This is a genomic window from Dongshaea marina (genome assembly GCF_003072645.1).
Lineage (GTDB): Bacteria > Pseudomonadota > Gammaproteobacteria > Enterobacterales > Aeromonadaceae > Dongshaea > Dongshaea marina.
Window position 1 is genome coordinate 4,578,639 of record NZ_CP028897.1, and the last position, 23,759, is coordinate 4,602,397.

General features: G+C 49.0%; 18 protein-coding genes and 6 pseudogenes. 11 read left to right on the forward strand and 13 right to left on the reverse strand.

What is annotated here, in order from left to right; all coding sequences use genetic code 11:
• The 4 genes and pseudogenes from rfbD to DB847_RS21445 all read right to left on the reverse strand — a co-directional run bounded on the left by rfbD (position 1) and on the right by DB847_RS21445 (position 2,885).
• Positions 1 to 891 (reverse strand): dTDP-4-dehydrorhamnose reductase, encoded by an 891-nt coding sequence (gene rfbD, locus DB847_RS21430; protein WP_108652491.1) that lies wholly within the window; start codon positions 889 to 891, stop codon positions 1 to 3.
• Positions 891 to 1,994: a dTDP-glucose 4,6-dehydratase gene (gene rfbB / locus DB847_RS21435; protein WP_108652492.1), complete on the reverse strand. Its 1,104-nt coding sequence runs from the start codon at positions 1,992 to 1,994 to the stop codon at positions 891 to 893. The genes rfbD and rfbB overlap by 1 nt, the downstream gene beginning before the upstream one ends.
• 173 nt (positions 1,995 to 2,167) lie before the next feature.
• Positions 2,168 to 2,406: pseudogene (locus DB847_RS21440) on the reverse strand (transposase); the annotation flags it as partial.
• 68 nt (positions 2,407 to 2,474) lie between these two features.
• Complete coding sequence (locus DB847_RS21445; RefSeq protein ID WP_108652493.1) at positions 2,475 to 2,885, reverse strand: preprotein translocase subunit SecD family protein; 411 nt, start codon at positions 2,883 to 2,885, stop codon at positions 2,475 to 2,477.
• A 171-nt stretch (positions 2,886 to 3,056) separates the two neighbouring features.
• Between DB847_RS21445 and rfaD the strand changes: the two genes are divergently transcribed.
• The 5 genes from rfaD to waaF all read left to right on the forward strand — a co-directional run bounded on the left by rfaD (position 3,057) and on the right by waaF (position 9,131).
• Positions 3,057 to 4,013, forward strand: coding sequence for an ADP-glyceromanno-heptose 6-epimerase (gene rfaD / locus DB847_RS21450; RefSeq protein WP_108652494.1), 957 nt, complete (start codon positions 3,057 to 3,059; stop codon positions 4,011 to 4,013).
• 6 nt (positions 4,014 to 4,019) lie between these two features.
• Positions 4,020 to 5,789, forward strand: coding sequence for a polysaccharide deacetylase family protein (locus DB847_RS21455; protein WP_108652495.1), 1,770 nt, complete (start codon positions 4,020 to 4,022; stop codon positions 5,787 to 5,789).
• Positions 5,789 to 7,042 carry an O-antigen ligase family protein gene (locus DB847_RS21460; protein WP_108652496.1) on the forward strand — a complete coding sequence of 418 codons (1,254 nt, stop codon included), beginning with the start codon at positions 5,789 to 5,791 and terminating at the stop codon, positions 7,040 to 7,042. The genes DB847_RS21455 and DB847_RS21460 overlap by 1 nt, the downstream gene beginning before the upstream one ends.
• Positions 7,039 to 7,995: a glycosyltransferase family 2 protein gene (locus DB847_RS21465; protein WP_108652497.1), complete on the forward strand. Its 957-nt coding sequence runs from the start codon at positions 7,039 to 7,041 to the stop codon at positions 7,993 to 7,995. The genes DB847_RS21460 and DB847_RS21465 overlap by 4 nt, the downstream gene beginning before the upstream one ends.
• Positions 7,996 to 8,102: 107 nt before the next feature.
• A complete protein-coding gene (gene waaF, locus DB847_RS21470; RefSeq protein ID WP_108652498.1) occupies positions 8,103 to 9,131 on the forward strand; it encodes a lipopolysaccharide heptosyltransferase II in 1,029 nt (342 codons plus the stop codon).
• Between the two features lie 48 nt (positions 9,132 to 9,179).
• On the opposite strand, the gene DB847_RS21475 is transcribed toward waaF, so the two are convergent.
• Positions 9,180 to 10,277 (reverse strand): glycosyltransferase family 9 protein, encoded by a 1,098-nt coding sequence (locus tag DB847_RS21475; protein WP_108652499.1) that lies wholly within the window; start codon positions 10,275 to 10,277, stop codon positions 9,180 to 9,182.
• Complete coding sequence (locus tag DB847_RS21480; RefSeq protein ID WP_108652500.1) at positions 10,274 to 11,362, reverse strand: glycosyltransferase family 9 protein; 1,089 nt, start codon at positions 11,360 to 11,362, stop codon at positions 10,274 to 10,276. The genes DB847_RS21475 and DB847_RS21480 overlap by 4 nt, the downstream gene beginning before the upstream one ends.
• Before the next feature lie 117 nt (positions 11,363 to 11,479).
• Between DB847_RS21480 and waaA the strand changes: the two are divergent.
• Positions 11,480 to 12,753 (forward strand): annotated as a pseudogene (gene waaA / locus DB847_RS21485) (lipid IV(A) 3-deoxy-D-manno-octulosonic acid transferase).
• On the opposite strand, the gene DB847_RS21490 reads toward waaA, so the two are convergent.
• Positions 12,713 to 13,438: a 3-deoxy-D-manno-octulosonic acid kinase gene (locus tag DB847_RS21490; RefSeq protein ID WP_108652501.1), complete on the reverse strand. Its 726-nt coding sequence runs from the start codon at positions 13,436 to 13,438 to the stop codon at positions 12,713 to 12,715. The pseudogene waaA and the gene DB847_RS21490 sit on opposite strands and share 41 nt — an antisense overlap.
• An 80-nt stretch (positions 13,439 to 13,518) precedes the next feature.
• Between DB847_RS21490 and DB847_RS21495 the strand changes: the two are divergent.
• Positions 13,519 to 14,576, forward strand: a pseudogene (locus DB847_RS21495) (glycosyltransferase family 9 protein).
• Between the two features lie 6 nt (positions 14,577 to 14,582).
• Positions 14,583 to 15,359, forward strand: coding sequence for a glycosyltransferase family 2 protein (locus DB847_RS21500; RefSeq protein WP_108652502.1), 777 nt, complete (start codon positions 14,583 to 14,585; stop codon positions 15,357 to 15,359).
• On the opposite strand, the pseudogene DB847_RS21505 reads toward DB847_RS21500, so the two are convergent.
• Positions 15,307 to 16,364 (reverse strand): annotated as a pseudogene (locus tag DB847_RS21505) (glycosyltransferase family 9 protein). The gene DB847_RS21500 and the pseudogene DB847_RS21505 sit on opposite strands and share 53 nt — an antisense overlap.
• Before the next feature lie 288 nt (positions 16,365 to 16,652).
• On the opposite strand from DB847_RS21505, the gene coaD reads away from it, so the two are divergent.
• Positions 16,653 to 17,135, forward strand: a complete 483-nt coding sequence (gene coaD, locus DB847_RS21510) for a pantetheine-phosphate adenylyltransferase (RefSeq protein WP_108652503.1) — start codon at positions 16,653 to 16,655, stop codon at positions 17,133 to 17,135.
• Positions 17,136 to 17,437: 302 nt separating this feature from the next.
• Here coaD and mutM read toward each other — a convergent pair.
• The 5 genes and pseudogenes from mutM to glpX all read right to left on the reverse strand — a co-directional run bounded on the left by mutM (position 17,438) and on the right by glpX (position 20,489).
• Positions 17,438 to 18,261, reverse strand: a pseudogene (gene mutM, locus DB847_RS21520) (bifunctional DNA-formamidopyrimidine glycosylase/DNA-(apurinic or apyrimidinic site) lyase).
• Complete coding sequence (locus tag DB847_RS21525) at positions 18,254 to 18,730, reverse strand: hypothetical protein (RefSeq protein ID WP_108652505.1); 477 nt, start codon at positions 18,728 to 18,730, stop codon at positions 18,254 to 18,256. Before DB847_RS21525 ends, mutM begins: the two are co-directional and overlap by 8 nt.
• Positions 18,731 to 18,817: 87 nt before the next feature.
• Positions 18,818 to 18,988 carry a 50S ribosomal protein L33 gene (gene rpmG, locus DB847_RS21530; protein WP_108652506.1) on the reverse strand — a complete coding sequence of 57 codons (171 nt, stop codon included), beginning with the start codon at positions 18,986 to 18,988 and terminating at the stop codon, positions 18,818 to 18,820.
• A 10-nt stretch (positions 18,989 to 18,998) separates the two neighbouring features.
• Positions 18,999 to 19,235, reverse strand: coding sequence for a 50S ribosomal protein L28 (rpmB, locus tag DB847_RS21535; protein WP_108652507.1), 237 nt, complete (start codon positions 19,233 to 19,235; stop codon positions 18,999 to 19,001).
• A gap of 244 nt (positions 19,236 to 19,479) precedes the next feature.
• Positions 19,480 to 20,489, reverse strand: a pseudogene (gene glpX, locus DB847_RS21540) (class II fructose-bisphosphatase).
• Positions 20,490 to 20,690: 201 nt separating this feature from the next.
• Between glpX and DB847_RS21545 the strand changes: the two are divergent.
• Positions 20,691 to 21,506, forward strand: coding sequence for a Cof-type HAD-IIB family hydrolase (locus DB847_RS21545; protein WP_108652508.1), 816 nt, complete (start codon positions 20,691 to 20,693; stop codon positions 21,504 to 21,506).
• A gap of 171 nt (positions 21,507 to 21,677) precedes the next feature.
• The gene (locus tag DB847_RS21550; RefSeq protein WP_108652509.1) at positions 21,678 to 23,216 is read left to right on the forward strand and encodes a hypothetical protein; all 1,539 of its coding nucleotides are present in this window, start codon (positions 21,678 to 21,680) and stop codon (positions 23,214 to 23,216) included.
• Positions 23,217 to 23,759: the final 543 nt, after the last annotated feature.

A 23,759-nucleotide genomic window follows, 5' to 3' on the forward strand; every position in this document is an offset into this window, starting at 1 on the left:
TTACTCTCCTAAAATCTCATCTAGCATGCGCTTCACCCCCTGCTGCCAAGCTGGTAGCACTAAACCAAAGCTCGTTTGAAACTTAGCAGTATTCAAACGAGAGTTGTGCGGACGGGTTGCTGGAGTAGGAAAGACACTGGTTGTAACAGGATGCAGCTTTTGTATAGCGAGCTCAACGCCTGCTTTGCTGGCACAATCGAACACCAGTGAAGCATACTCATACCAGCTGGTAGTACCTGATGCCGTCAGATGATAAAGGCCAGCTAACTCAGGGTTAATTTGGGCTTTAGAAACAGCATGTGCAGTACAATCAGCCAGTAGCTCTGCACCGGTCGGTGCACCAAACTGATCATTGATAACCGACAGCTCATCTTTATCTTGCCCTAAACGCAACATTGTCTTGGCGAAATTATTGCCTCTGGCAGCATAAACCCAGCTGGTACGAAAAATCAGGTACTTGGAGCAGTGATTTTGAATCGACTGCTCACCTGCATGCTTAGTTTTGCCATACACATTGAGAGGCGCTGGTGTATCCACTTCTTCCCATGGTTTATCACCGCCACCATCAAACACATAATCAGTAGAGTAGTGAATCAGCCAGGCACCGATCGCCTCGGCTTCTTTTGCTAACACTTCCACGGCAGTTGCATTCAATAACTTTGCATACTCATACTCAGATTCAGCCTTATCCACTGCAGTATGGGCAGCTGCATTGACGATCACATCAGGCTTTAGGTATCGAATGGTTTGTGAAAGCCCATCCAGATTACTGAGATCTCCGCATAATGAATCTGAATCATAATCTAGGGGTGTAACCCGACCTAGGGGAGCTAGGGAGCGTTGCAGCTCCCAACCAACCTGGCCATTACATCCCAGCAGCAGAATATCCATCAGTTGCGCTCCCCGTAGTTTTTATCAATCCAGCTTTGGTAGGCGCCACTTTTTACATTCTCGACCCACTTCTGGTTACTTAGATACCACTCTACGGTTTTACGGATCCCTGACTCAAAAGTCTCTTGTGGCACCCAGCCTAATTCATTCTCAATCTTTGCTGCATCAATGGCATAGCGGTGATCATGCCCGGGCCGATCCGCAACAAAAGTTATTAGATCCCGGTATGAACCAAGATGTTGGGCTGAAGGGTTATCTGCTATCGGACATAACTCACCTAATAGATCACAGATGGTTTCAACCACCTCTAAGTTGCGTTTTTCGTTATGTCCACCGATGTTATAGGTTTCACCAATTTCACCTTGAGTAACCACCTGGTAGAGTGCCCTGGCATGATCTTCAACATAGAGCCAATCCCGGATCTGATCGCCCTTACCATAGATGGGCAGAGCTTTGCCCTCCAAGGCGTTCAAGATCACCAAAGGAATTAGCTTTTCAGGGAAGTGACAGGGACCATAGTTGTTGGAGCAGTTCGTAACTATGGTTGGTATCCCATAGGTACGCTGCCAGGCACGAACCAGATGATCGCTGGATGCTTTGGACGCAGAGTAGGGGCTACTCGGCGCATAAGGCGTCTCTTCTGTGAAAAGATCATCGGTACCATCCAGATCCCCATACACTTCATCGGTCGATATATGGTGAAAACGAAATGCCTCTTTTCGATCCTCTGGAAGCTCATTCCAATAATGACGGGCAGCTTCCAGTAAGGTGTAAGTACCTACAATATTGGTCTCGATGAAGTCGGCTGGTCCGGAGATAGAACGGTCCACATGGCTCTCTGCTGCCAGGTGCATCACTACATCAGGCTGAAACTCTGTAAATAGTTTGTCCAAACCTTCACGATAACAGATATCCAGGTGAGCAAACTGGTAGCACTCTGACTCAGAAACTTCAGCAAGGGACTCAAGATTACCCGCATAGGTGAGCTTATCGACATTGAGTACACTATCATCAGTATTCTGGATAATATGTCGGATAACAGCAGAGCCGATGAAGCCTGCACCGCCTGTGACCAATAGCTTTTTTGTAGCTTTTTTATTCAATTGCTAACACCCCAAGTTTGCTCATGTAACTGGGTAAGATTAGCATGATTTGGTGCCTCATAGATCCTGGTTCAGACTACTGGATGAATGGCTATGTTCCCGCTAACTGTTGTTGAACCTGAAATAGACTGCATACGCTTGGATTTTTATTCATATCCAGGTATCTAAACCACCCAAATGCCTTTATCTCGCCAGCGGCAGAAGCGTCGATGGGTATTTTTCCAATCACGTAGTCAGGAGGCAGGTCTCGCCAAAGGCTACCCATCCTCAAAATCCAAAAAACAGCATTGATAAATAATCGATTATCACGACCAGCTTTTCCCCAATAACCCTTTCTCCCCAGTATGTGGGGTTCAATAAGGCTCCAAACGCGGTCGGGTATGTCATGAGGCCGGTGGGCTGGGGTCGTCATAGTGCTCTGCCTGATTCCTACTGAAAGCCTGTATTCTACTCAAAACAATCCACTCATGACGACAGTCCCTAATAAACCTCATCGATTTGGCGAGCCTGCTTATCAGAAAGCCCTGTAATTCTAAGCGTTGAAGTGGTAACCAGTGACGGCATAGGAATAATACGAACAATCTTGCCATCAACTACCAGAGCCATCCTGTCGTGAAGATGAAGCTCAAACACCTGATGTAAACGTCGAACCGCATCCGAGCTCAAAGTAATAGTCACTGCTCGAGGCTGAGTAGGATTTTGTTCAGCTGAGAGAATGTCTTGGCTGCTAAAAAGAGGCTTACCATCAAGATACGGCTTCACCTTACCAGAGGCCTGCTCCACACTACTTACAGAGGGGGTTTTAAGTACCAAAAAGCCCTGGATTTTTGGCTTATTGCCACAGCCGGATAGCATAAGGGCCAGAGTGCAGATGATCAGGAGATAACGCATTACCTTAAACTTCCTCCTTAGTGAAAGGTGAGAGATTAGCACAACCACAGGTTAGGTGTCATAACACATGAAACCTTAGGCCCTGGTACCATGGTGTTTAAGAGTCTATCTTCATGCTAATATTCGCCAGTTAAATTGTTTTACCGACTCCGAGAACAGGATGGAAGCACTATGATTATCGTTACTGGCGGCGCAGGATTTATCGGCAGCAATCTGGTTAAGATGCTCAACGAGCAGGGCAGGGAAGATATCGTTGTGGTAGACGATCTCACCGATGGCACCAAGTTTGTCAACCTAGTGGATCTCAAGATCGCCGATTATCTGGATAAAGATGAGTTCATTGCCCGCATTGTCTCCGGCGATATCTTCGAAGAGTGGAACGGCATTGAGGTGATCTTCCATCAGGGGGCTTGCTCAGCTACCACAGAGTGGGATGGCAAGTTCATGATGGAGAACAACTACGAGTACTCCAAGGATCTGCTGCACTACTGCCAGGAGCATAGCATCCCCTTCATCTACGCCTCTTCTGCTGCCACTTATGGTGGACGGACCGATAACTTTATCGAAGATCCTAAGTTTGAGCAGCCTTTGAATGTCTATGGCTACTCTAAGCAACTGTTTGACCAGTACGTACGCCGTATGCTGCCGCACGCAGAGGCTCAGATCGTCGGTCTTAAATATTTCAATGTCTACGGCCCTCGCGAGCAGCACAAGGGCTCAATGGCGAGCGTTGCTTTCCACCTGAACAACCAGATGCTTGATGGAAAAAATCCCAAACTGTTTGAAGGCACCGAAGGCTATGAAAATGGCGGCCAGATGCGTGACTTTGTCTATGTCGAAGATGTCTGCAAGGTTAACCTTTGGTTCTGGAAAAATGCCAAAAAATCCGGGATCTTTAACTGTGGCACCGGCAAGGCAGAACCTTTCAGGAACGTTGCAAACTCTGTGATTCGCCACCATGGCAAGGGAGAGATTGAGTATATCCCGTTCCCGGATCATCTAAAGGGACGCTATCAGTGCTTCACCGAAGCCGATCTCACTAAGCTTCGCGATGCAGGCTATGACCAGCCGTTTAACAGCGTTGCCGAGGGTGTTGCCAAGTATATGGATTGGCTGAACAAGGCATAAAAATAGATGAATATTTTGATGGCCCTGTCTCAGCTGGAGATCACCGGGGCAGAAGTTTACGCTACCACCATAGGTGACCGTCTCACCGAGCTTGGCCATAACGTCAGTTATGTCTCAGATACACTGACTATGCCCCATCAGGGGCAATTTTTCGGACTGCGCTTTAATAAGCGCAGTCTATTTCGCCGTTTCTGGCATGTCGGACGACTCATCTACCTCATAAAAAAACACAAGATCCAGCTGGTGCATGCCCATTCCCGCGCCTCAAGCTGGAGCTGCCAGGTCGCCTGTAAGCTCATCGGCGTTCCACTCATCACCACGGTCCACGGCCGTCAGCCGGTGCATAAGTCCCGCAAACTATTTCGCGCCATGGGCGATCGGACGGTTGCCGTGTGTGAAGCGATTGCTGAGCAATTGATTCGGGAACTTGAATTTGAGGAAAGCCAGCTTCAGGTGATCCGTAATGGAGTAGATGCGAGCGCCTTTACTCCACAACCTACTCCTCGCAACTCTAAGCCCATAATTTCAATTGTGGGACGCCTGACCGGCCCCAAGGGAGAAGTTTGTTACAGGCTACTGGATGAAGTCCTGGATCTTGACAGGTACCAGGTGCAGATCATCTCAGGCTCTACACTTCCTGACCGCTTCAAATCCTTCTTAGACAGGATCGATTTTGCTGGGCATGTCAGTGATATTCCAAGCGCCCTGGCTAAAGCTGATTTGGTGATAGGAGCAGGACGCGTTGCCATCGAGGCCCTGTTAATGGAGCGCCCCACGGTTGCTATCGGAGAGGCCTTTGCCATCGGTCATCTGACCCTGGATAACATCCAGCAGGCGATGACCTCCAACTTCGGTGACATAGGCCCTAAAGATCTGCAGATCGATTTTCAGGCTATCAAACGTGATGTCGAAAATGCACTGGCTAGCCCGGTTAATCCGCCTAAGCTTCGTGAGACTGTGCTCACAGAGTATGAACTGGAAGAGGTCACTCGCAAGCTTGAGTACCTCTATCAGAGCACCTATGTGCGCAAGCATAAGCGTGAGATGCCGATCATCATGTACCATAGAGTCACAAAAGATGCCTCTGAGAGAGGAGTCCATGGGACCTGGGTCGATCTCAAGATGCTGGAAAAGCATTTTAAACTAATTAAGAAAATGGGCTTTGAGACCATCACCTTTGAGGACTTAAAGCGTGATGGCATGGCAAGTCGGCTGGCTCCGGGACGACGCAGTATCATGCTGACCTTTGATGATGGCTTTGCCGATAATTACCACTACCTGCTGCCACTTCTCAAAAAGTACAATTTTAAAGCGGTGATCTATGCGGTAACCGGAGAGGTTTTCAACCGTTGGGATGTAGAAAACCCAGATAACCCAGAGAAACGCTTTGAACTTATGACCCGCGAACAAGTCAAAGAGATGGATGCTTCCGGATTGGTTGAGTTTGGCGGACACACCCAGAGTCACCCAAGACTAAGCCAACTGACCGAAGAGGAGCAGATATATGAGATCGAAACAAACAAGAAGATCCTCGAACAATGGATAGGCAAGCCTCTGAACTCTTTTGCTTATCCATATGGCGACTTGGATAGAAGCAGTAAGCTACAAGCCCAAAAATGGGGATACCCTTATGCGGTAGCCACCAACTCAGGTCCACTGCCACTCCATGAAGATCTTTACCAGATCCGCCGGATCGCGATTTTCCCCCGTACAAATACTTTTGGATTATGGCGTAAAATTCATGGCAATTATACCTTTAGAAAAGAGAAGTGTTAATGTTAAAGCATTTTATACCTAAAAATATGTCACTTCATCTTGTGATATCTATTATCGTTTTTTTATTTGCTCCTCTATCCTTGATATTCAGTGGTGGCTATAACTATTCCCCGGCACTCTTACTGCTAATTGCTCTACCATTTTTATTTATACCTTCCAGTTATCGTCTAAATAAAGAGACCTTATGGCTTATTAGCGCACTCTTATTATACTTCTTTGTCTACCTTAGTTTCATGCTGGTGTATCATGAAGACATAAGTCAACTAGACAGACCCAGCCGGGCGATAATGGCGGTTGCCATTTTGATTCTATTACTACGCTACCCGCCGAAATCAAGCTGCTTATTGATTAGTTTTGCATTAGGGGCCATAGTCAGCGGCATTTTTGCCGGCTATCAAAAGTTCTTTTTACATATGCCTAGGGCTTTATCAAACAATATGCCAATACAGGCTGGTGATATCTGCATGGCATTCGGAACCATTTCTTTGGTTGCACTTTTTTATCACCTCAAGTTGAAGAGGTATGATTGGTCTCTGTTTTATCTTCTCGCGACATTCCTTGGCGTTTTTGGGAGCGTTGCATCTCAGAGTCGCGGGGGGTGGTTACTTTTTCCGTTTATCCTTATTTACCTTATTTGGACTAATCGAGCCTTCTTCTCCAGACGGCTAAAAATAGTCGCCGGCGTAGTTATTATCATTATTTTTTCTATTATGCTAACCCCAAAATTTGGCATCCAAAGCTCGATAAATAAAACAATACATCAGGTAGATATGATTAAGGATGGCCAATACCTGAGCCAAGATAGTTCTATTGGAACTCGCCTCCTGCTATGGTCTAGTGCATGGCGAAGCTTCGCCCATAAACCTCTGACAGGGTGGAGCCAGACTGGGCTATGCCAGGATAAAACTGCACAATATAATCAGGGTGAACTTAGCTACTACATATACCGAAACTGGGCCTGCAATATGCATGCTCATAGTGAATATTTTGATTCCATTCAAAAACGGGGAATAATTGGATTTCTTCAGGTGATGGCTGTTTTTCTCATTCCTTTGATTATTTTTATTCGTCACTCTAGAAAGATGTATGGAGTAGACTTGGTAGTAGCCCAAGCTGGTGCCATGATTGTAATTAGCTCTATGGGATTTGGCTTCTCACAACTATTTTTTGGGCATAACTCTGGAAGTATTTATTACTTTTTTACTCTAGTTTTATTTTATTCAGCTTTATCCGACACGAAGGATTCAAAATGAATAAATCCATGACTGAAATTAATACATCACCACTCAACATTGATGTGTCAATCATTTTAGTGAACTATAACTCATCTCAGTTCTCAATAAACTGTGTGAACTCAATTATTGAGAAATCACAATCCGCTCTAGTTTATGAGATAATAATAGTTGATAACAACTCAGATAGAGAAGATTGGAACAATCTCAATGAAAGCCTTGCTGATAACAGCCGAGTTATATTAATAAAGAGCAAAGTCAATAGTGGCTTTGCTCTTGGAAACATGACAGGAGCAAACATAGCGCAGGGAAAGTATTTATTTTTATTAAATAATGACTCAATACTTATTAACGATGTAGTGCAATATATGTTTGATTATATGACACACAACTCAAGTGTTGCACTATCTGTTCCCAAGTGTATCGATGATGAAAATAAATTAGTCCCCTCATTTGACTACCTTCCGTCCATTTCAAAAGTTTGGCTAGGCTCTTCATTCTGTCGATTATTTTCACCAAATGCATACCCAAAAAGGAAAAAGGAATACAGCGCCCCAATAAATGTACCTATGGTGTCGGGTTGTGCCATGTTTTTTGACGCTTATAAGTTTTATGAAATTGGCGGTCTTGATACAAATTTCTTCTTATATTGCGAGGAAGAAGATATTTCTTTAAGGATTAAAAAAAATGGCTATTCTATATCCTACATACCAGATGCAATAATAAATCATGAAGGTGGAGGTAGCACCTCTAGGAATATAGACATTGAAAAAGAATTCTATATCTCTTTCTTTTACTTTTTAGATAAACACTTCGGGGTAATAGCATCAAGCATAATAAAGCTTAAATACACCTTGCGTTTATTTTTAAAATCACTCAGAAGAAAGTCACCATGGGCTTTGCTCCTATTCGTTTTAAAAAGACCCAAACTCTCCAGTTCATTAAGGCACCGACAAAAATGGCATGATACTTAAGCTTAAAGATATTAGGTTTTATCTGCTCATGTATTTTAGTTCATCCCTAAAGGGGTATAACGCATGTAGCTTTACAACATAAGCCTCTAAATGAGTAAGTTCAGACAATGAAAATTCTGGTTATAGCTCCATCCTGGATTGGCGACATGGTGATGTCCCAAAGCCTGTATAAAACGATCAAGCAGCAGCATGGTTGTGAGCTGCATGTAATGGCTCCAAAGTGGTGCCTACCTTTGCTCTCTCGAATGCCAGAGATCGACACAGCGATCGAGATGCCTCTGGGGCATGGAGAGTTTAAGCTAAGAACTCGCTATCGCCTTGGTAAAAGCCTGAGAGTTGAAAGCTATGATAGAGCCTATATTCTTCCAAACTCCCTAAAATCAGCCCTAATCCCTCTTGTTGCCAAAATCCCACTACGAACCGGCTGGAAGGGTGAGAGTCGCTATGGGCTCCTCAATGATCTGCGCTCAAACAAGCAAGATTTTCCCTTGATGGTTCAACGCTATGTCGCATTGGCCTATTCTAGGGAGCAGATGCAATCATCAGCAAATCTCCCAGACTTCCCTCACCCTGAACTCAAAATAGATCCTGAAAATCAACAAGCGCTGCTTGAGAAATTAAAACTCACAGCGAAAAAAAGCATACTCGGGCTCTGCCCTGGCGCAGAGTTTGGTCCAGCCAAGCGCTGGCCAGCAGAGTATTATGCCAGGGTTGCAGAGCATCATATTGAGCAAGGTGGGCAAGTCTGGCTGTTTGGCTCTCAAAAGGATAGCGAAGCCGCTCAATCCATCTGCAACCGACTTCCAGAAGAGCTACAGCAGTATTCCCACAATCTTGCCGGCAGGACCCAGTTGGTGGATGCTATCGATCTGATCAGTCTATGCTCAGCCGTTGTTTGTAATGACTCAGGGCTGATGCATGTAGCTGCTGCATTGCAAAGACCCTTGATTGCACTCTATGGCTCCAGCTCACCAGGCTACACGCCGCCACTGGCCCAGAGGATTGAGATCCTGCATACAGATATTGAGTGCCGCCCCTGCTTTAAGCGCGAATGCCCACTAGGGCACCTTAAGTGCCTGAAAGAGCTGTCACCTGATCGTGTGATTAAAGCACTGACAGAGCTTGCAGCAGAATAATGATAGGGGCAGCATCATGCCCCTTACTATATTAGGATATTAGAAGTCTTAGATATCAGCATGAAATTGATCGAATAGGCCTAACTCATCAACCATGCGATCAAGCTCCTGAATCGCAAATTCAGGGGTTAGTTTTTCAAACCACTCGAACTGATTCTCATTGGTGATTTTTTCTGCTCGCAGCTTCAGCCACTCTTCTTCACTTAGCCCAAGAGCATCGCCGGTGGAGAGCCCACGGAACCTGGGGTGATTACGTGGATGGGAGATATCCTTATCGCTTCGCGGAGATGCCACACACAGGGTAGGAAGACCCAGAGCCTGCGCCATATTGCGTGGCCCGGTGTCATTCCCAAAAAAGAGTTGACAATGGCTGAATAGCCCGCACAAATCACGAACCGAAGAAGTCTCTATCTCATCGAAGACATTGACCTGCAAATCCTCAGGAAGCATTTTTTTAAGCTGCTGATTGTACTCCTGCTCCCCAGGCCCTGAATAAACCAATAGCTGCGCCCCATGTCGCTTGATGAGGTGAGCCGCAACCTTCTCAAAATACTGAATTGGCCAGCGCTTGTACAAACCGCGAACACTTACACCAAGAGCGACAAGGGGCTTACTTAGGTCAACTCCTGCAGCCACTAGCTTTTCTTTACCTTGCTCCAGCTCAGTGTCTACGAGCCAGATTTTATAGCTTCTATCTTCATACTTAAGTCCCAGGGGCTTCAGCAGAGCAAAGCGATCATCTATGATCCAACCATTGCCCTGATCTTCGGTTGCCTCACGAAACGCAATTCGCTCCGTATGAGCCACCTGCCAGAACTTCGAGTTAAAGCCAATGCGTCTTGGAGCACCACTAAATAGACAAGTGAGTAAACCAATAATCTGTCCCTGACTATTAATCACCATATCATAGTTTTGACGGCGCAGCTTCATCATTAAAGACCAGAGATACCGCCAGCTATCTTTTTGTTTTTTATCAATTTTTATGATGTTATCTATATGAGGATTGTTCTCCGCCATCCCTGCACAGTAGTCCATCACCAGGTAGTCTACCTGAGCATTTGGAAAGTTTAATTTGAGAGTATTGCAAAGTGAGGTCGAAAACAGCACATCTCCGATCTCTTTAGTCTGAACCACCAAGTACTTCACGCTGTAATCCTCTTATCACTGTCTATTGCCCCAATAGGTTTCGCTGTTGCTCTGCTCTTACTGGCTACAAGAGCAGTATTTAGCTCATGGAGAACTTGCTCAGGCTGCGGCTTTGAACCATCGGAATTGATAACGACAATATGCCCCGGCTCATAACGCGGCCAGTAACGAAATGGAACTGTCGAATAAAAGATCCCAACTGTGGGAGTATGGGTGCAGATCGCAAGATTACGCACCCCAGTATCCGGACTTACGACTACACTAGCTTTAGCCAGATAGGAGGTGAGATCATCCAGAGGCATGGTCGCTTGAATCGATACATTCTTTTCACTCTTTACTAATCCCTGAAGGAAATCCCCTCGCTCATCTTTTTTGATTCCTTCAAGGAATACATGCTGATACTCAGGTAACACACGAGCTGACAGCTCAATTAATTTGTAAGTCAGCTCATTTGGATAGCGCTTACTCGCCAAAGATGCGCCATTGAAATAAACGACATAGGCCTTCTCAGGCCTGTCCACTAAACGGTGATCCGGATAAGCATAATTCGGTGGATTTTGCGGCAAATGACCAAGTACCGTCAGCATACTTAGCATACAATCGAGTTCCGTAAGCTGATCGGGCCTTGGAATCGCCAGATCATATAAAAGCCTCTGCTGAATACCCAGATAAGGAAAACCGATCTTTAATTTAGCCTTAGAGAGTAACATCAGATAGGAAGAACGGTTGGTTGCTGCCAGATCAAAGATAATATCCTGCTCCCCAAGCTCGCGCATGTTGCAAGCTCGCTCGTAGATCCCTTTTTTCCTGTGTTCTGGATCTGTGCCGTACTGGTAATGCATCCGGTCAACCAGATCCTCGGGAGCAGAATAACAATAGTTGGTGACGACAGACAGAGTGATCTCAGCATTGGGGAAAAAACGTCTGGCTTCCACCAAAAAAGCCCGCGTTATCACCATATCACCAAAGGCGGCATGACGAATTACAGCTATCTTTTTGACAGACTTTGGGTCGAAGTTTGCTAAATATTGCTTTGCTTTCTTTGAGACATAGAGTCCCCGCTGTTCAGTCCATAGATGATTCATTGTGAGCTTACTTTCAAAAATCGGTTTAACTCAGAGCCTCGTGCCTGCAGAGCTTGTGTTGTCCCGTGCCTTTAGTAGATACTGTTGCCAATTTTTGGCATACCGCTCGGGTACTCTGTGTTTCGCACTCTCTACACGCTGCTAATCTATCTGTTCAGCCCTCTGGCTCTATTCCTGCTATATCGGCCCCGTAAAGGCAAAAAAGGCTATGCCGAGCGCTGGAAAGAGCATTTAGGCTATATCCCGAAGCTCAAAGCCCGAGAGCCACTGTGGCTACACGCCGTATCTGTTGGTGAGGTCGTTGCGGCAACGCCTGTGATCCGGGAACTTAAGCAGCGTCATCCTGAGCTCCCCATACTGCTAACCACCACCACCCGCACCGGAGCTGAACAGGCCGCTAGTTTAGCGGATCTGGTGGAGCATCGCTACGCACCTCTGGATTTTCCGGGGGCAATAAGGCGCTTTCTGAATAAAACCTCCCCTCGGGCGCTGCTTATCATGGAGACCGAGCTTTGGCCCAACCTCTTGGCCCAGTGCCATAAACGTAATATCCCGGCTTTGGTGCTTAATGCTCGCCTCTCGGATCGTACCTGCCGCCGTTACCGGCGCTTTTTAGGGCTGTTCAAGGGGATGCAGCGTAACCTCAAAAAAATCCTGTGTCAGCACAAACCGGATGCAGATAACTTCAGGGCTCTGGGAGTCCCTGATTCCAAAATCTCCATCACAGGCTCAGTCAAGTTTGATATCAACTATCCGGCAGAGCTGATTGAGAAAGCCCACTCATTTCGCAAGACCCTGGGTTGCAAACGCCCGATCTGGATTGCTGCCAGTACCCATAAGGGGAGGATGAGCAGCTCCTAGAGGCGCACAAGAGCCTCCTAAAGAAGCTTCCCAATGCTCTACTGATCATTGTTCCACGCCATCCGGAGCGTTTTGATGTTGTTGCTAATCTGGTGAAGGGAGCGCAGCTACGCATGGCGCGCCGCTCGCTTGGAGAAGAGATTGGTCAGCACACCAAGGTTTATCTTGGGGATACCATGGGTGAACTTCCTCTTCTCTATGGAGCCAGCGATATCGCCTTTGTCGGTGGCTCGCTGATTCCCCGTGGTGGGCATAACCTGCTCGAGCCTGCGGCGCTGGCTCGCCCCTGCCTGACCGGTCCTAACTTCTTTAATTTTGATGAGATCACCCGCCACCTAGTGGATCACAGGGGTGCCAAGATCGTCAGTGATGCCGATGGGTTGACCGAGACCTTGCTTAATCTCTTTAACGACCCGCAACAACGAGATGCCATGGGTGCGGCAGCGCTGGATGTGGTGGCCGCCAATCAGGGGGCTTTGGCCAAAACCCTCAACGAGATTGAGCTGGAGCTTGTTGATATCCTGCCATGAGACTCTCCCAATCACTCTCTTGCCAGTGAAAACTGGCAAGCTGAGACTTTTCTTTACGAAATGAGCGCAGTAACCTCTCCAGATTCTGCAGCTTCCATTTTCCCGGGTGGCGAATTGCCCCCTTATCAAAATCGATGAGCCATAGCTGTCCATCCTCGCCTTGCAGTATGTTGTGGGCATTCAGATCGGCATGGTAAACCTGCTGGTCATGAAAGCGGCGGATCATCGCTCCCACCTGCTTCCAAGCCGTTTCATCGAGGGGCCCATCCTGTAAGGCAGCCACCAGATCCCGGGTCTCCTGGAGCAATTCAATCAGGATATCGCAGCTACAGTAGGCCCCTTTACGCACCATCTGTCCGGCAACTGGTTTTGGAACCGGCAAGCCAGCCTGGTGAAGTTTTTGAAGCAACTCAAACTCGCGCCAGCTTCGTGAGCGCTTGAGGCCAAACATAGGAAACTGATCACGCAACACCCGGCCAATCATTCCGCCCCGGTAGTAATGACGCAGCACCAGGGGCCCTGTTGGCCTTTTCACAAACCAAGCGGTGCCTCTGCCAGTTGAGGATCCAAGCACAGCATCCTGCTGCTGCCAATACTCGGGGCTGAACATCTCAGAGCGAACAGAGTCCAGTACTTCGGGGTCGAAAAACAGCGTATGCCGCTTGTCATGCACTACAGTGATCATCGCACTCTCCTGAAAAAATGAATTTTACAACGCATGCGGCCCTTTGCATAATGGCTCGATCATCTAAACGGAGTTCTGATATGCCCATTTTTGGCAACGAGGGTCCAAAATCTGTCTGCATTTTGCGCCTGTCCGCGATTGGTGATGTCTGCCATGCCATCGCGGCCGTACAGGCGATTCAGCGCCAATGGCCAGAGACAGAGATAACCTGGGTAGCCGGTAGTATTGAGGCCAAACTACTGCAAGGCTTACCCGGGATCCGTATCATCGCCTTTGACAAAAAAGCAGGTCGAAAAGGCTATCTGGAGATCTGGAAAAAGATCAAAGGAGAACGCTTTGATGCGCTGCTACATATGCAGGCAGCTCTCAGAGCCAGTATTCTCTCCCTTGGCATCCGGGCACGCCATAAACTTGGTTTTGACAAGGTACGGAGCAAAGATCTGCAGGGACTCTTTACCAATTGTAAGGTGAAATCACCGGCATCACCTCATGTGCTTGATGGCTTCATGCAGTTTGCTTACAAACTCGGTGTTGACCCAAATATCAAACCTGAATGGCATATGCCCATCTCTGATCAAGATAGAAACTGGGCACAGCAACATATCCCTCAAACAGGACTCTCATTATCTCGGCTGCCGCTAGTCAGGATTACAAAAACTGGACCCCTCAGGGCTATGCCGCAATCGCTGACTATGCCGTGAGTCGCGGTTTCGAGGTACTGCTATGTGGTGGACCAGCCCCCCATGAGCAGCGGCTGGCACAGGAGATCCAATCCCTCGCCCAGAGCTCGCTACACAACCTGGTGGGTCAAACCAACCTCAAGCAGCTTTTGGCTCTGATTGAGCAGGCCTCCCTGGTACTGGCACCAGATACCGGGCCTCTGCACATGGCAACCACAGTCGGTACTCCGGCCTTGGGCCTTTATGCCCACCACAACCCAGAGCGTACCGGCCCCTATCGGGATCGGCAGTTCGTGGTCAGTGTCTACCTGCCACTCGTGGAAGCCCAGAACCAAAAAAGCCTGGATGAGCTCCCCTGGCGCACTCGTCTTAAAGATGATCAAGCGATGAGCACGATCACAGTAGAGCAGGTCAAATCCCAGTTGAATCATATATTGTCTCACTACAACCTTGGATAACACATCATGAGTCAAGCCAGTATTGCTGCCGTATTGATCGTCAAAAACGAAGCTGAAAATCTTGGCCCCTGTCTGGAAACAGTCAAAGAGTGGGTCGATGAGATAGTGATTCTTGATAGTGGTAGCAGTGACAATACAGAATCGATCGCTCGGGAATATACAGATAAATATTTCACCAATGATAACTGGCAGGGCTATGGCAGGCAGCGCCAGATTGCTCAGAAACATGTCAGCAGTGACTGGATCCTGTGGCTGGATGCCGATGAGCGGGTCACCCCTGAACTAAGACAAAATATTCAGTCCGTTCTTGCGGAAAACCGCCAGGGGCTCTACTCCATCCCCCGGCTAAGCTGGGTATTCGGCCGCTTTATCCGCCACTGTGGCTGGTATCCGGACCGGGTGATCCGTCTCTATCCAACGATGCTGACCGGCTATAATGATGCCATGGTTCACGAGAAGGTAGAGATCCCACAAGGACAAAGTGTCATACCGCTCAAGGGCGATCTTCTCCACTACACCTACCGGGATCTGAACCACTACCTGACTAAGTCAGCCTACTACGCCAAGATGTGGGCCGAGCAGCGCCAGAAACGTGGCAAAAAATCCAGCCTCTCTCAGGGAATCGGCCATGCCATCGGCTGTTTTATGAAGATGTACTTCCTCAAGGCTGGTTTTCTCGATGGTAAACAGGGCTTTCTACTATCCGTGCTGTCGGCGCACTCCACCTTCGTCAAATATGCTGATCTGTGGATCCGTTCAACCACTGAGCCACCCGAGGCTTAACACTGGCCGCAACTTCAGCAACCCGAATAAGGGACATATCCTGTTGCTGCTCCTCCCCCGGGGTGGAGCAAACGCCTGATGATTCCCATCGCTATTGAGGGGCTGCCAGCGAAGGGGGGTTGCCGAGCGCCGGCTTGGGAAAAAACCTATGGTCGGAACATCGAGTGCCCCGGCAATATGCAAAGGGCCGGTACTGCCTGCGATAAACAGCGCGCCATTCGCGATCACCTCACAAAACTGCTCCAGCCCACCCTGTGATATGTACAGAGCCACATTCACCCCAAGCTCACGGCACAGCTCGGCTAATTTCTGGGTTTGATCCTCTTCTCCCGGCCCTGCGGTTAGAAGCCATTGGCACTGAGGCTGCTGCTTTGCCAGTGTCGCGATGAGCCCGGCATACTGCTGTAACGAGAGGTTATTGGCCGAGCCACCACTTCCGGAATGCACCAAAGCCCAGGGACTGTTAGCATCCAACTCAAGTTCACACGCGACCTTTAGTCGACAAGCTGTCTTGCTATCAGGGGGGATCGTCAGATAGGGAGCCAGGGGTTCAACAATGTCGCGCTGCTGATACTGCAGAAAGGCTCGAACCAGATCCAGGTTATATTCTGACTCCGGCTTTTCAGAGCGAGAGCGGCGCTGAACTACCCTGTGGTTATAGAGAAACTGGGCCAGCTTGGTTGCCGGAGCCCAGCGCTCGGGGATCCGCGCCTTCTTGACCAAAAGCGCATTACGGGTGTTGGAGAAAATACAGATGGCCGCACTGCACTTAAGCTCGCGTAACTCCCGCAGAAGGGCTTTTTGCTCACTTCGCTCGGCACGCTTACCAGGATCGGTCACTACCCGGTCAATCCAGGGGCATAATCTCGCCAGGGGCGCCGTATACCCGGGAACCAGGGCACAAACCTCGACCTCAGGCATAGAAAGCTTGAGCATGGCAAATGCCGGCCAGGCCAGCATGAAATCCCCTATCTTATCGTTTCGAACCACCAGGACCCGCTTCATTCACCATCCCTCATTCTATCTCTCTCATCCGCTCAGGGTTTGAATCGCACCAACGCATGATAACAAAATTCAGTTTGTTAAATGACTCGCTTCAGAGCCAAGGTAGTGATTTCAAGGTCACCCCCCATGGCTATATGAGTGATGAACGCACAATTTCAGGCAAGAGTGTTTTATCTGGCCAGCAATGTCAGTGGCAGATTTCTCAGCTGTAGATTATCTCAAGGGGTCGCTATTGCCAGGCTCCCTTGGCTATAATGCGCGAAAACCCTTTTATGATGTGACAACACCATGACCATCCGCGTAATCTACCCCGGAACCTTTGATCCCATCACCAATGGCCATACCGATCTGATCGCCCGGGCCTCCCGGCTGTTCGATCAGGTGATCGTGGGGGTCGCAGCCAGTCCCAGTAAAAAGCCGCTGTTTGATCTTGAAGAGCGGGTTGAAATGGCGCGCCAGGTCACCTCCGTCTATCCCAATGTGTCGATCATCGGCTTTTCCGGATTACTGGTCGATCTCGCCAAACAAAGCAATGCCAATGTGCTACTCAGGGGACTGCGAGCCGTCTCAGACTTTGAGTATGAGTTTCAGCTGGCAAACATGAATCGCCGCCTGATGCCAGAACTGGAGAGCGTATTCCTGACTCCGGCCGAAGAGAACTCATTTATTTCCTCCTCCATCATCAAGGAAGTAGCCCTGCATGGCGGTGATGTCTCCCAGTTCGTCGATCCCAGGGTTAAAGAGCGATTACTGGCTCGCTTCTCTGACTAAGTCTTGCAATCAGTACCACATAACTTGGATAGCTTGAGCTCCTATCAAATAAGATTATGGAGCTCTGTCACACTGACGTCTCACTATCACCTAAAAAGAGACTGAGCTATGGAAGCCTTTAGAACAGTCATCCAGCCTCTGAACGAATGTGGGGACGAACCACTCACAGTTTTTCCGAGACAGGATGTCGAGCTGCGTAGTTCTGTGGAGGGACTCACAGTACGAAGCGAGTTTTTGATTACTTTTGGCGATACAAAAGTAATGTGCTGCCGGCACCCAGGCATCGATGCAGCACAGCTGCACTAACCCTTCGGTGCCTCCTGGCACCTGGGGCAGCAGAAGGTTGCCCGCTGTCCCTGGACAAACTTCTCGATCGGATGCTGGCAGTCCGGACAGGGCTCCCCTCCCGCCCGTAGACATTGAGGTTCAGGGCAAAATATCCGGGCTTACCATCTGCCTGTAGGAAGTCTTTGAGGGTCGTCCCTCCGGCACCGATCGCCTCAATCAGGGTTCGCTTAATTGAGTCGACCAGGATCTGAGCCTGCTCACGGGTCAGTTGGCAGGCTATCATCCGCGGTGATATCCGGGCACGAAATAGTGCCTCATTGGCGTAAATGTTCCCTATGCCAACAACCACCTTAGAATCCATCAGAAGCTGCTTAATTGAAATAGAGCGCCGGGTACTGCAATGAATCAAATAATCAGCGTCAAACTCATCACAGAGCGGCTCAGGGCCAAGTTGGGCCAACAGAGGGTGCAAAAGCCCATCTCCCTCCTGCCACAGGACGGCACCAAAGCGTCTGGGATCATGAAATCTCAACACCGAGCCATTGCCCAGCAGGATATCCAGGTGATCGTGCTTTCCCGGCCTCGGTGGCGAATGCAGCACCCGCACATTCCCCGACATCCCGAGATGGATCAGCAGGGTGCCGCCTGTGGTTTCCAGCAGCAGATACTTGGCTCTGCGGGAGACTCGGATGATCTTGGCCCCCTCCACCCGCTTAACCTCGTCAGGAACCGGCCAACGTAGCTTGGGAGTACGCACCTTGATCTGCTCAATTGTTTGCTCAAGCAGCCAGGGTTCAATTCCCTGACGACTCACTTCCACTTCGGGTAGCTCAGGCATTTTTCTCGACCACCAGTTCCTTTAATTTCCAGTAATCTTCTGATGTTACCTGAAGCCATACCCCAAGCCAATTGCGGACATAATAGTCCCCCTGAAAGCGAGACAGGGTTAACAACAGAGGCTGATCATGACCCGCCAGCCACACCCTAATCACCTCTCCCTGCTCCGGGAACTGCTGATTCGGGGATTTAGGCCACTGCTGGTGCAACCAGTAATCAAGACGGGAAGATATTTGCAGAGAGCTAATCTTAAGTGCCGGCTGGACTCGCCAGCTGTTGCCGATGCGCTCAATGCTATAATCCGGGCCCTTCCAGGTCAGGATCACCGCATCCTTAGGAAGCAGACTCAGGATCTGCTCGGCGGGAGCATTGCGCTGGATCCTGCGATCAGCCAGCTGAAACAGTAGTATGATTGCCATCACGGCAAAGATCAGGACATTGTTCCAGCCCTTGCGGGTTAATCGCACCATACGCCCCTCACTTCCTGTGGATCTTTATCCATATATACTAAAAAACCCGGCCAATGGCCGGGTTTTTTTAACAAAAGCTGTAATCAATTACTTGATTTTGCCTTCTTTGTACATCACGTGCTTACGAACCACGGGATCGTACTTTTTGATTTCCATCTTACCAGGCATGGTACGCTTGTTCTTAGTGGTCGTGTAGAAGTGACCGGTACCAGCGGATGAGTTCAGACGGATTTTTTCACGAATACCTTTAGCAGCCATGAGTTACTCCTTAGATCTTCTCACCACGGGCACGCATTTCCGTCAGAACGGCGTCGATACCCTTTTTATCGATGATACGCATACCTTTAGCAGATACACGCAGTTTTACAAAACGGTTCTCGCTCTCAACCCAGAAACGGTGTGAGTGCAGGTTTGGCAGGAAACGACGCTTAGTTGCGTTGTTTGCGTGCGAGCGGTTGTTACCAACAGCTGGGCGTTTGCCAGTTACTTGGCATACTCTAGACATGTCAAATAGTCTCCAAAAATCTTACTTTCTTGCTCGAGCTTTATGTGCCTCTTTGGCCGTCAAAAATAAGAGGCACTGAAAGGCGGGTTTTTATACAGGATCTGGTTTTAAAGATCAAGAAAAACCGGCTCGGGACTAAAAATTCCGATGCGCTATTGTTCCACTGTCAGCCGCCACTATCAAGTAAAATAGCCGTGTCTGTGAACAATAACCCGCCAGCAGGCCCATCTGGCCCACAAAATTGCTATAAAATCAGCTCTTTTACCTGAGGATCTTTACGATCCAGGTAATGAGTTGACTGAATTCGGCGAATCGTCCGGCTCTTACCACGGATCAACAGGGTCTCGGTATGAGCAAAACAACCATCACTGGTGATCCCGCCTAACAGATCCCCTTGGTGATCCCGGTAGCCGAAAAGATCACATTGTCGTTCTTGGCAAGCTCTGCCATCTTGAGCACCTGACCACACTCCAGGCCCAGTTCACGACAGCGTTCGATCTCCAGCTCACCATGACGGCGGTTCTCGGGGGTATCTTCCTTCACCTGGTGACGGGGAAGCAGACGCCCCTGCATATCACCATCCAGAGCACGAACCACGGCCGCAGAGATCACCCCTTCGGGAGCCCCGCCGACACCATAGAGAACATCCACCTCATTTTCAGGCAGGCAAGCAAGAATCGAAGCGGCAACATCGCCATCGGGAATCGCGAACACCCGCACGCCCATCTGCTGCATGCTGGCAATTGCCGCATCGTGCCGGGGCTTGGCCAGGGTCATCACGGTCAGACGCTCCATAGGCTTATTCAGTGCCTTGGCAATCGATACCAGGTTTTCTTCCAGAGGCTTATTGAGATCCAGGGCCCCTTTGGCGCCTTGTCCAACAATCAGCTTCTCCATATACATATCGGGAGCCTTGAGGAAGGTACCTTTATCACCCACAGCCAGCACCGCCAATGCATTGCCCTGGCCCATGGCGGTCATTCGGGTCCCCTCGATAGGATCGACCGCAATATCCACTGCCGCTCCCTCGCCGGTTCCAACCTTTTCACCGATATACAGCATGGGTGCTTCATCGATTTCACCCTCACCGATGACAATCTCACCCTGAATATCGATCTGATTGAGCAAGATCCGCATCGCTTCAACCGCGGCGCCATCGGCCTGGTTCTTATCACCGCGCCCCAACCACTTATAACCTGCCAAGGCGGCAGCCTCGGTTACCCGTGAAAATTCGATTGCCAACTCTCTACGCATTCGCTGTTACCTCCAGTTGAGAGGCGCCTATTGTAGAGAAACTGTGCAACTGATTCCATGCCAGTTACAAAACGTCACGCCCCCATCCCTGAATCTTCGGAGCTATCAATATTTAACACCTCTAAATAAATATTGTCCTCCAGTGGTTTTCGTTACACTAGCGGCTGTTTCCTATCCCAAGCATCACGAGGTATTGTGCCAATGTATAAAGTTGTTGTCTCCGATCTGGATGGAACCCTGTTCAATCAGGCTCATCAAATCAGTCCCTATACCCGCCAGGTAATTCATCAGCTCCTGGATCAGGGATACAAATTTATACTTGCGACCGGGCGCCACCACCAGGATGTGCAAAAAATTCGCAGCCAACTTGGCATTGATTGCTTCCTTATCACCAGCAATGGTGCCATGGTGCATGATAAGCAAGATAACCTCATCCATACCCAAAGCATTGAGCCCAAACTGGTTGCAAAACTACTCGAGATCGAGCGGCCGACCGGTGTGCATGCCAATATCTACCGTGGCGATGAATGGTTTGTTGAACAAGAGAGCCCGGATCTTCTTGAGTTCCATCCAGACTCAGCTTTTAGTTACCAGCTCTGTGATTTCAGATCCCTGGATAAAGAGGGAACCACCAAGCTATTTTTCTCCGGCTCTCACGAGGAGCTGCTCGCTTTAGAAAAAGTATTTGAAGCTCAGTTAGGAGACAAGCTGCATATCGCCTTCTCGCTTCCTACCTGCCTGGAGGTGATGGCCAAGGGAGTGAACAAGGGAAGCGCCCTTGAAGCTGTACTCAAGGTGAAGGGCTTTAAGGCGGAGCAGTCGGTTGCCTTTGGTGATGGAATGAATGATTACGAGATGCTAAAAACCGCAGGACTTGGGGTAGTGATGTCCAATGCCCACGACCGGCTGAAACAACAGCTCCCCGAGCACCCCAGAGCTGGTAGTAATGATGATGATGGGGTCGCTCACTTCTTAAATGAGCTGCTTTTCAACCAGCAGCAACAGCAAAGCGCCTGATCTTTTAAGACCTGGGTAGTCGACTCCGGGCTACCCAAAATCCCTTTTTGAAACTCCAAATAGCAGATTCTGTAACTATTTTTTTGCGAAAATCCCATCTCCGGCAGAATAATTAAAAAAGAGCCCAAGGTTTGAGGCTCCACTTTTTGTTGATCAACACGGAAGGTTACGATGGATAATCGCATCAAAAAGGGATTGCAGTTGCTGATCATCCCCGCCCTGGCAGCCTGTAGTGGCGGACAGTACACACTAAAGCCCACACTCCTACCCGATAAAACAGGCTCACAAATCACCACGGATCCCGGTTTTCACACCGTGCTGCAGCAGGGGTATATAGAAAAACGGGACAAACAAAGCCTGTTTATCCCCTGTCAGAGTGATAAGCCGATTCCATTTGAAGCATCCTCCAAATTCTGGGCTCTTTTTCATCAACTGCAGAAAAAGCCCTCAGAAAAATTATATGCCGAGTTTGCCGGTGAGCTTCATTCCGCCAGTGCCACAACACCTTACCGGGTAGAGCTCAAAGAGATGCGCTACCTGAGCAAGCCTAAGGCTGACAGCTGTAAATCTAAGCCAAAGCATTATGCCTTTGAAGCCGAGGGATTTGGGGAGCAACCCTGGACACTTAAGGTTCAGGGCCAGATCATCCAGGTAGTGACACCACCACCCAATGAGTTTGATTTTAAAGTCACCTCTGTTCAGGCCCAGAGTCACCGCCACCTGGTTAAGTTCATCGATCAGCTGGGAACCGAGGGGATGCTGCGCTTTGAACAAAAAGCCTGTATCGATCCGAATCAGCAGTGGATCAAGCCCTATCAGGTGAATCTGAGGATTGGCCCTACCCTTTACAAGGGGTGTGGTATGGCCGGTTGGCTCTCTCCTCAATATCCAATCCTGGGAGACTGGAACGGTCAATACGCCTCCAAGGAGGGGCCTGTCATCTACAAGCTGGAACTTCAGCCTGACTACAGCACCAGCCTATCGGTTCATAAGCCCGGTCAATCCGCTCAGCCTGAACAGGGTTTTTGGAAGCCCAGAGGCGCGGGAGCCGAAATATTTACCTATTCAGCCACTGGGGCGACCAGCCTGCTGTTTGACTATCAGCAAGGGATGCTAGTCAGTAAGGGACAAACTCTTGATGGAAAATTCACTCCCTTCGACAAGCCGCTGCAGATGTTGAAAAAAGGCCACCCGATGGCCCAACACTCCACCCTACCACCCAAACAGGCGATCCTGGGGACACGCACACTGCCGGTCGAAACCCTGAGTGCAACCACCAGGGTCGATCCTATGGTTCACAAGGCGCTGCTGAAGTATTTCTCAGATCACCGCACCAAGCCCGATGGTAATTTCTATCGCTACCTTCGCTATGACCTCAATGGTGATGGGATCAAGGAGCTGCTGATCGAGATGAACTGGTGTCGCCGCGCCAGTGATGGCTGCGTCCTGCTGATTTTCCAGGGTGAGAAGAAAGGCTATCGCTACATTAGCCGTGCCTTTGATGCCGGCCAGGAGATCTGGATATCCGAAGTCACTCATCATGAGTGGCAGGATATGTGGACCCAAAATAGCAAAGGCAAATGGATGCTGCTTAAATTTAATAACATCTCCTATAACGAGCAGCTTAAACCTGCATCGGATCACCAGATCCCTGAGCAGATGCCGGTGCAACTTAAGTTCGGGAAAAAATCCTGGATCAAGCTGCAATAAACGCAAAGAGGGAAAGCTCCCTCTTCACTCCCAAGCTCAAAGATGCAGCCCTTCGGGGCTGCTTTTTCCTTTGCCATCAGCATTCCCGGTCAGGATGCTGAAAATCGGCATCTAGGGCACAACCTGAAATTCACTTTGGTACAAAGCTGACTTGTGGAATTTGACCTGCGGTCAGCTGATTTGTGCCTGCGGCACAAGTGTCCGGCCGCGGACTGCGGGTCAGGCCGTTCTCAGGCATCCTGCCTTCCACGGCATTGATACATCCCTGTATGGCGGGGATGTTCACCAGTCCCCCTAACAACCCCGAGGGTGCCCCTCGATTCGTGGAGATCCTGAAAATCACTTACTCCTTGAAGCTCAGCATAGACACGCCGTCCTTGCCGTGGCTATGCACTCATGGGATCCAGCCACTCGGCTTCACTCGCATTATGATTTTCAGGCTCGAATCAAAGGGGCCCCCGTGAGCGAGTGCTAAGGGGAACTATAAACCCACTATTTTATTTTTCGAGGCAGGGTGGAATTGCTCCCGGAGCAATGAAACAC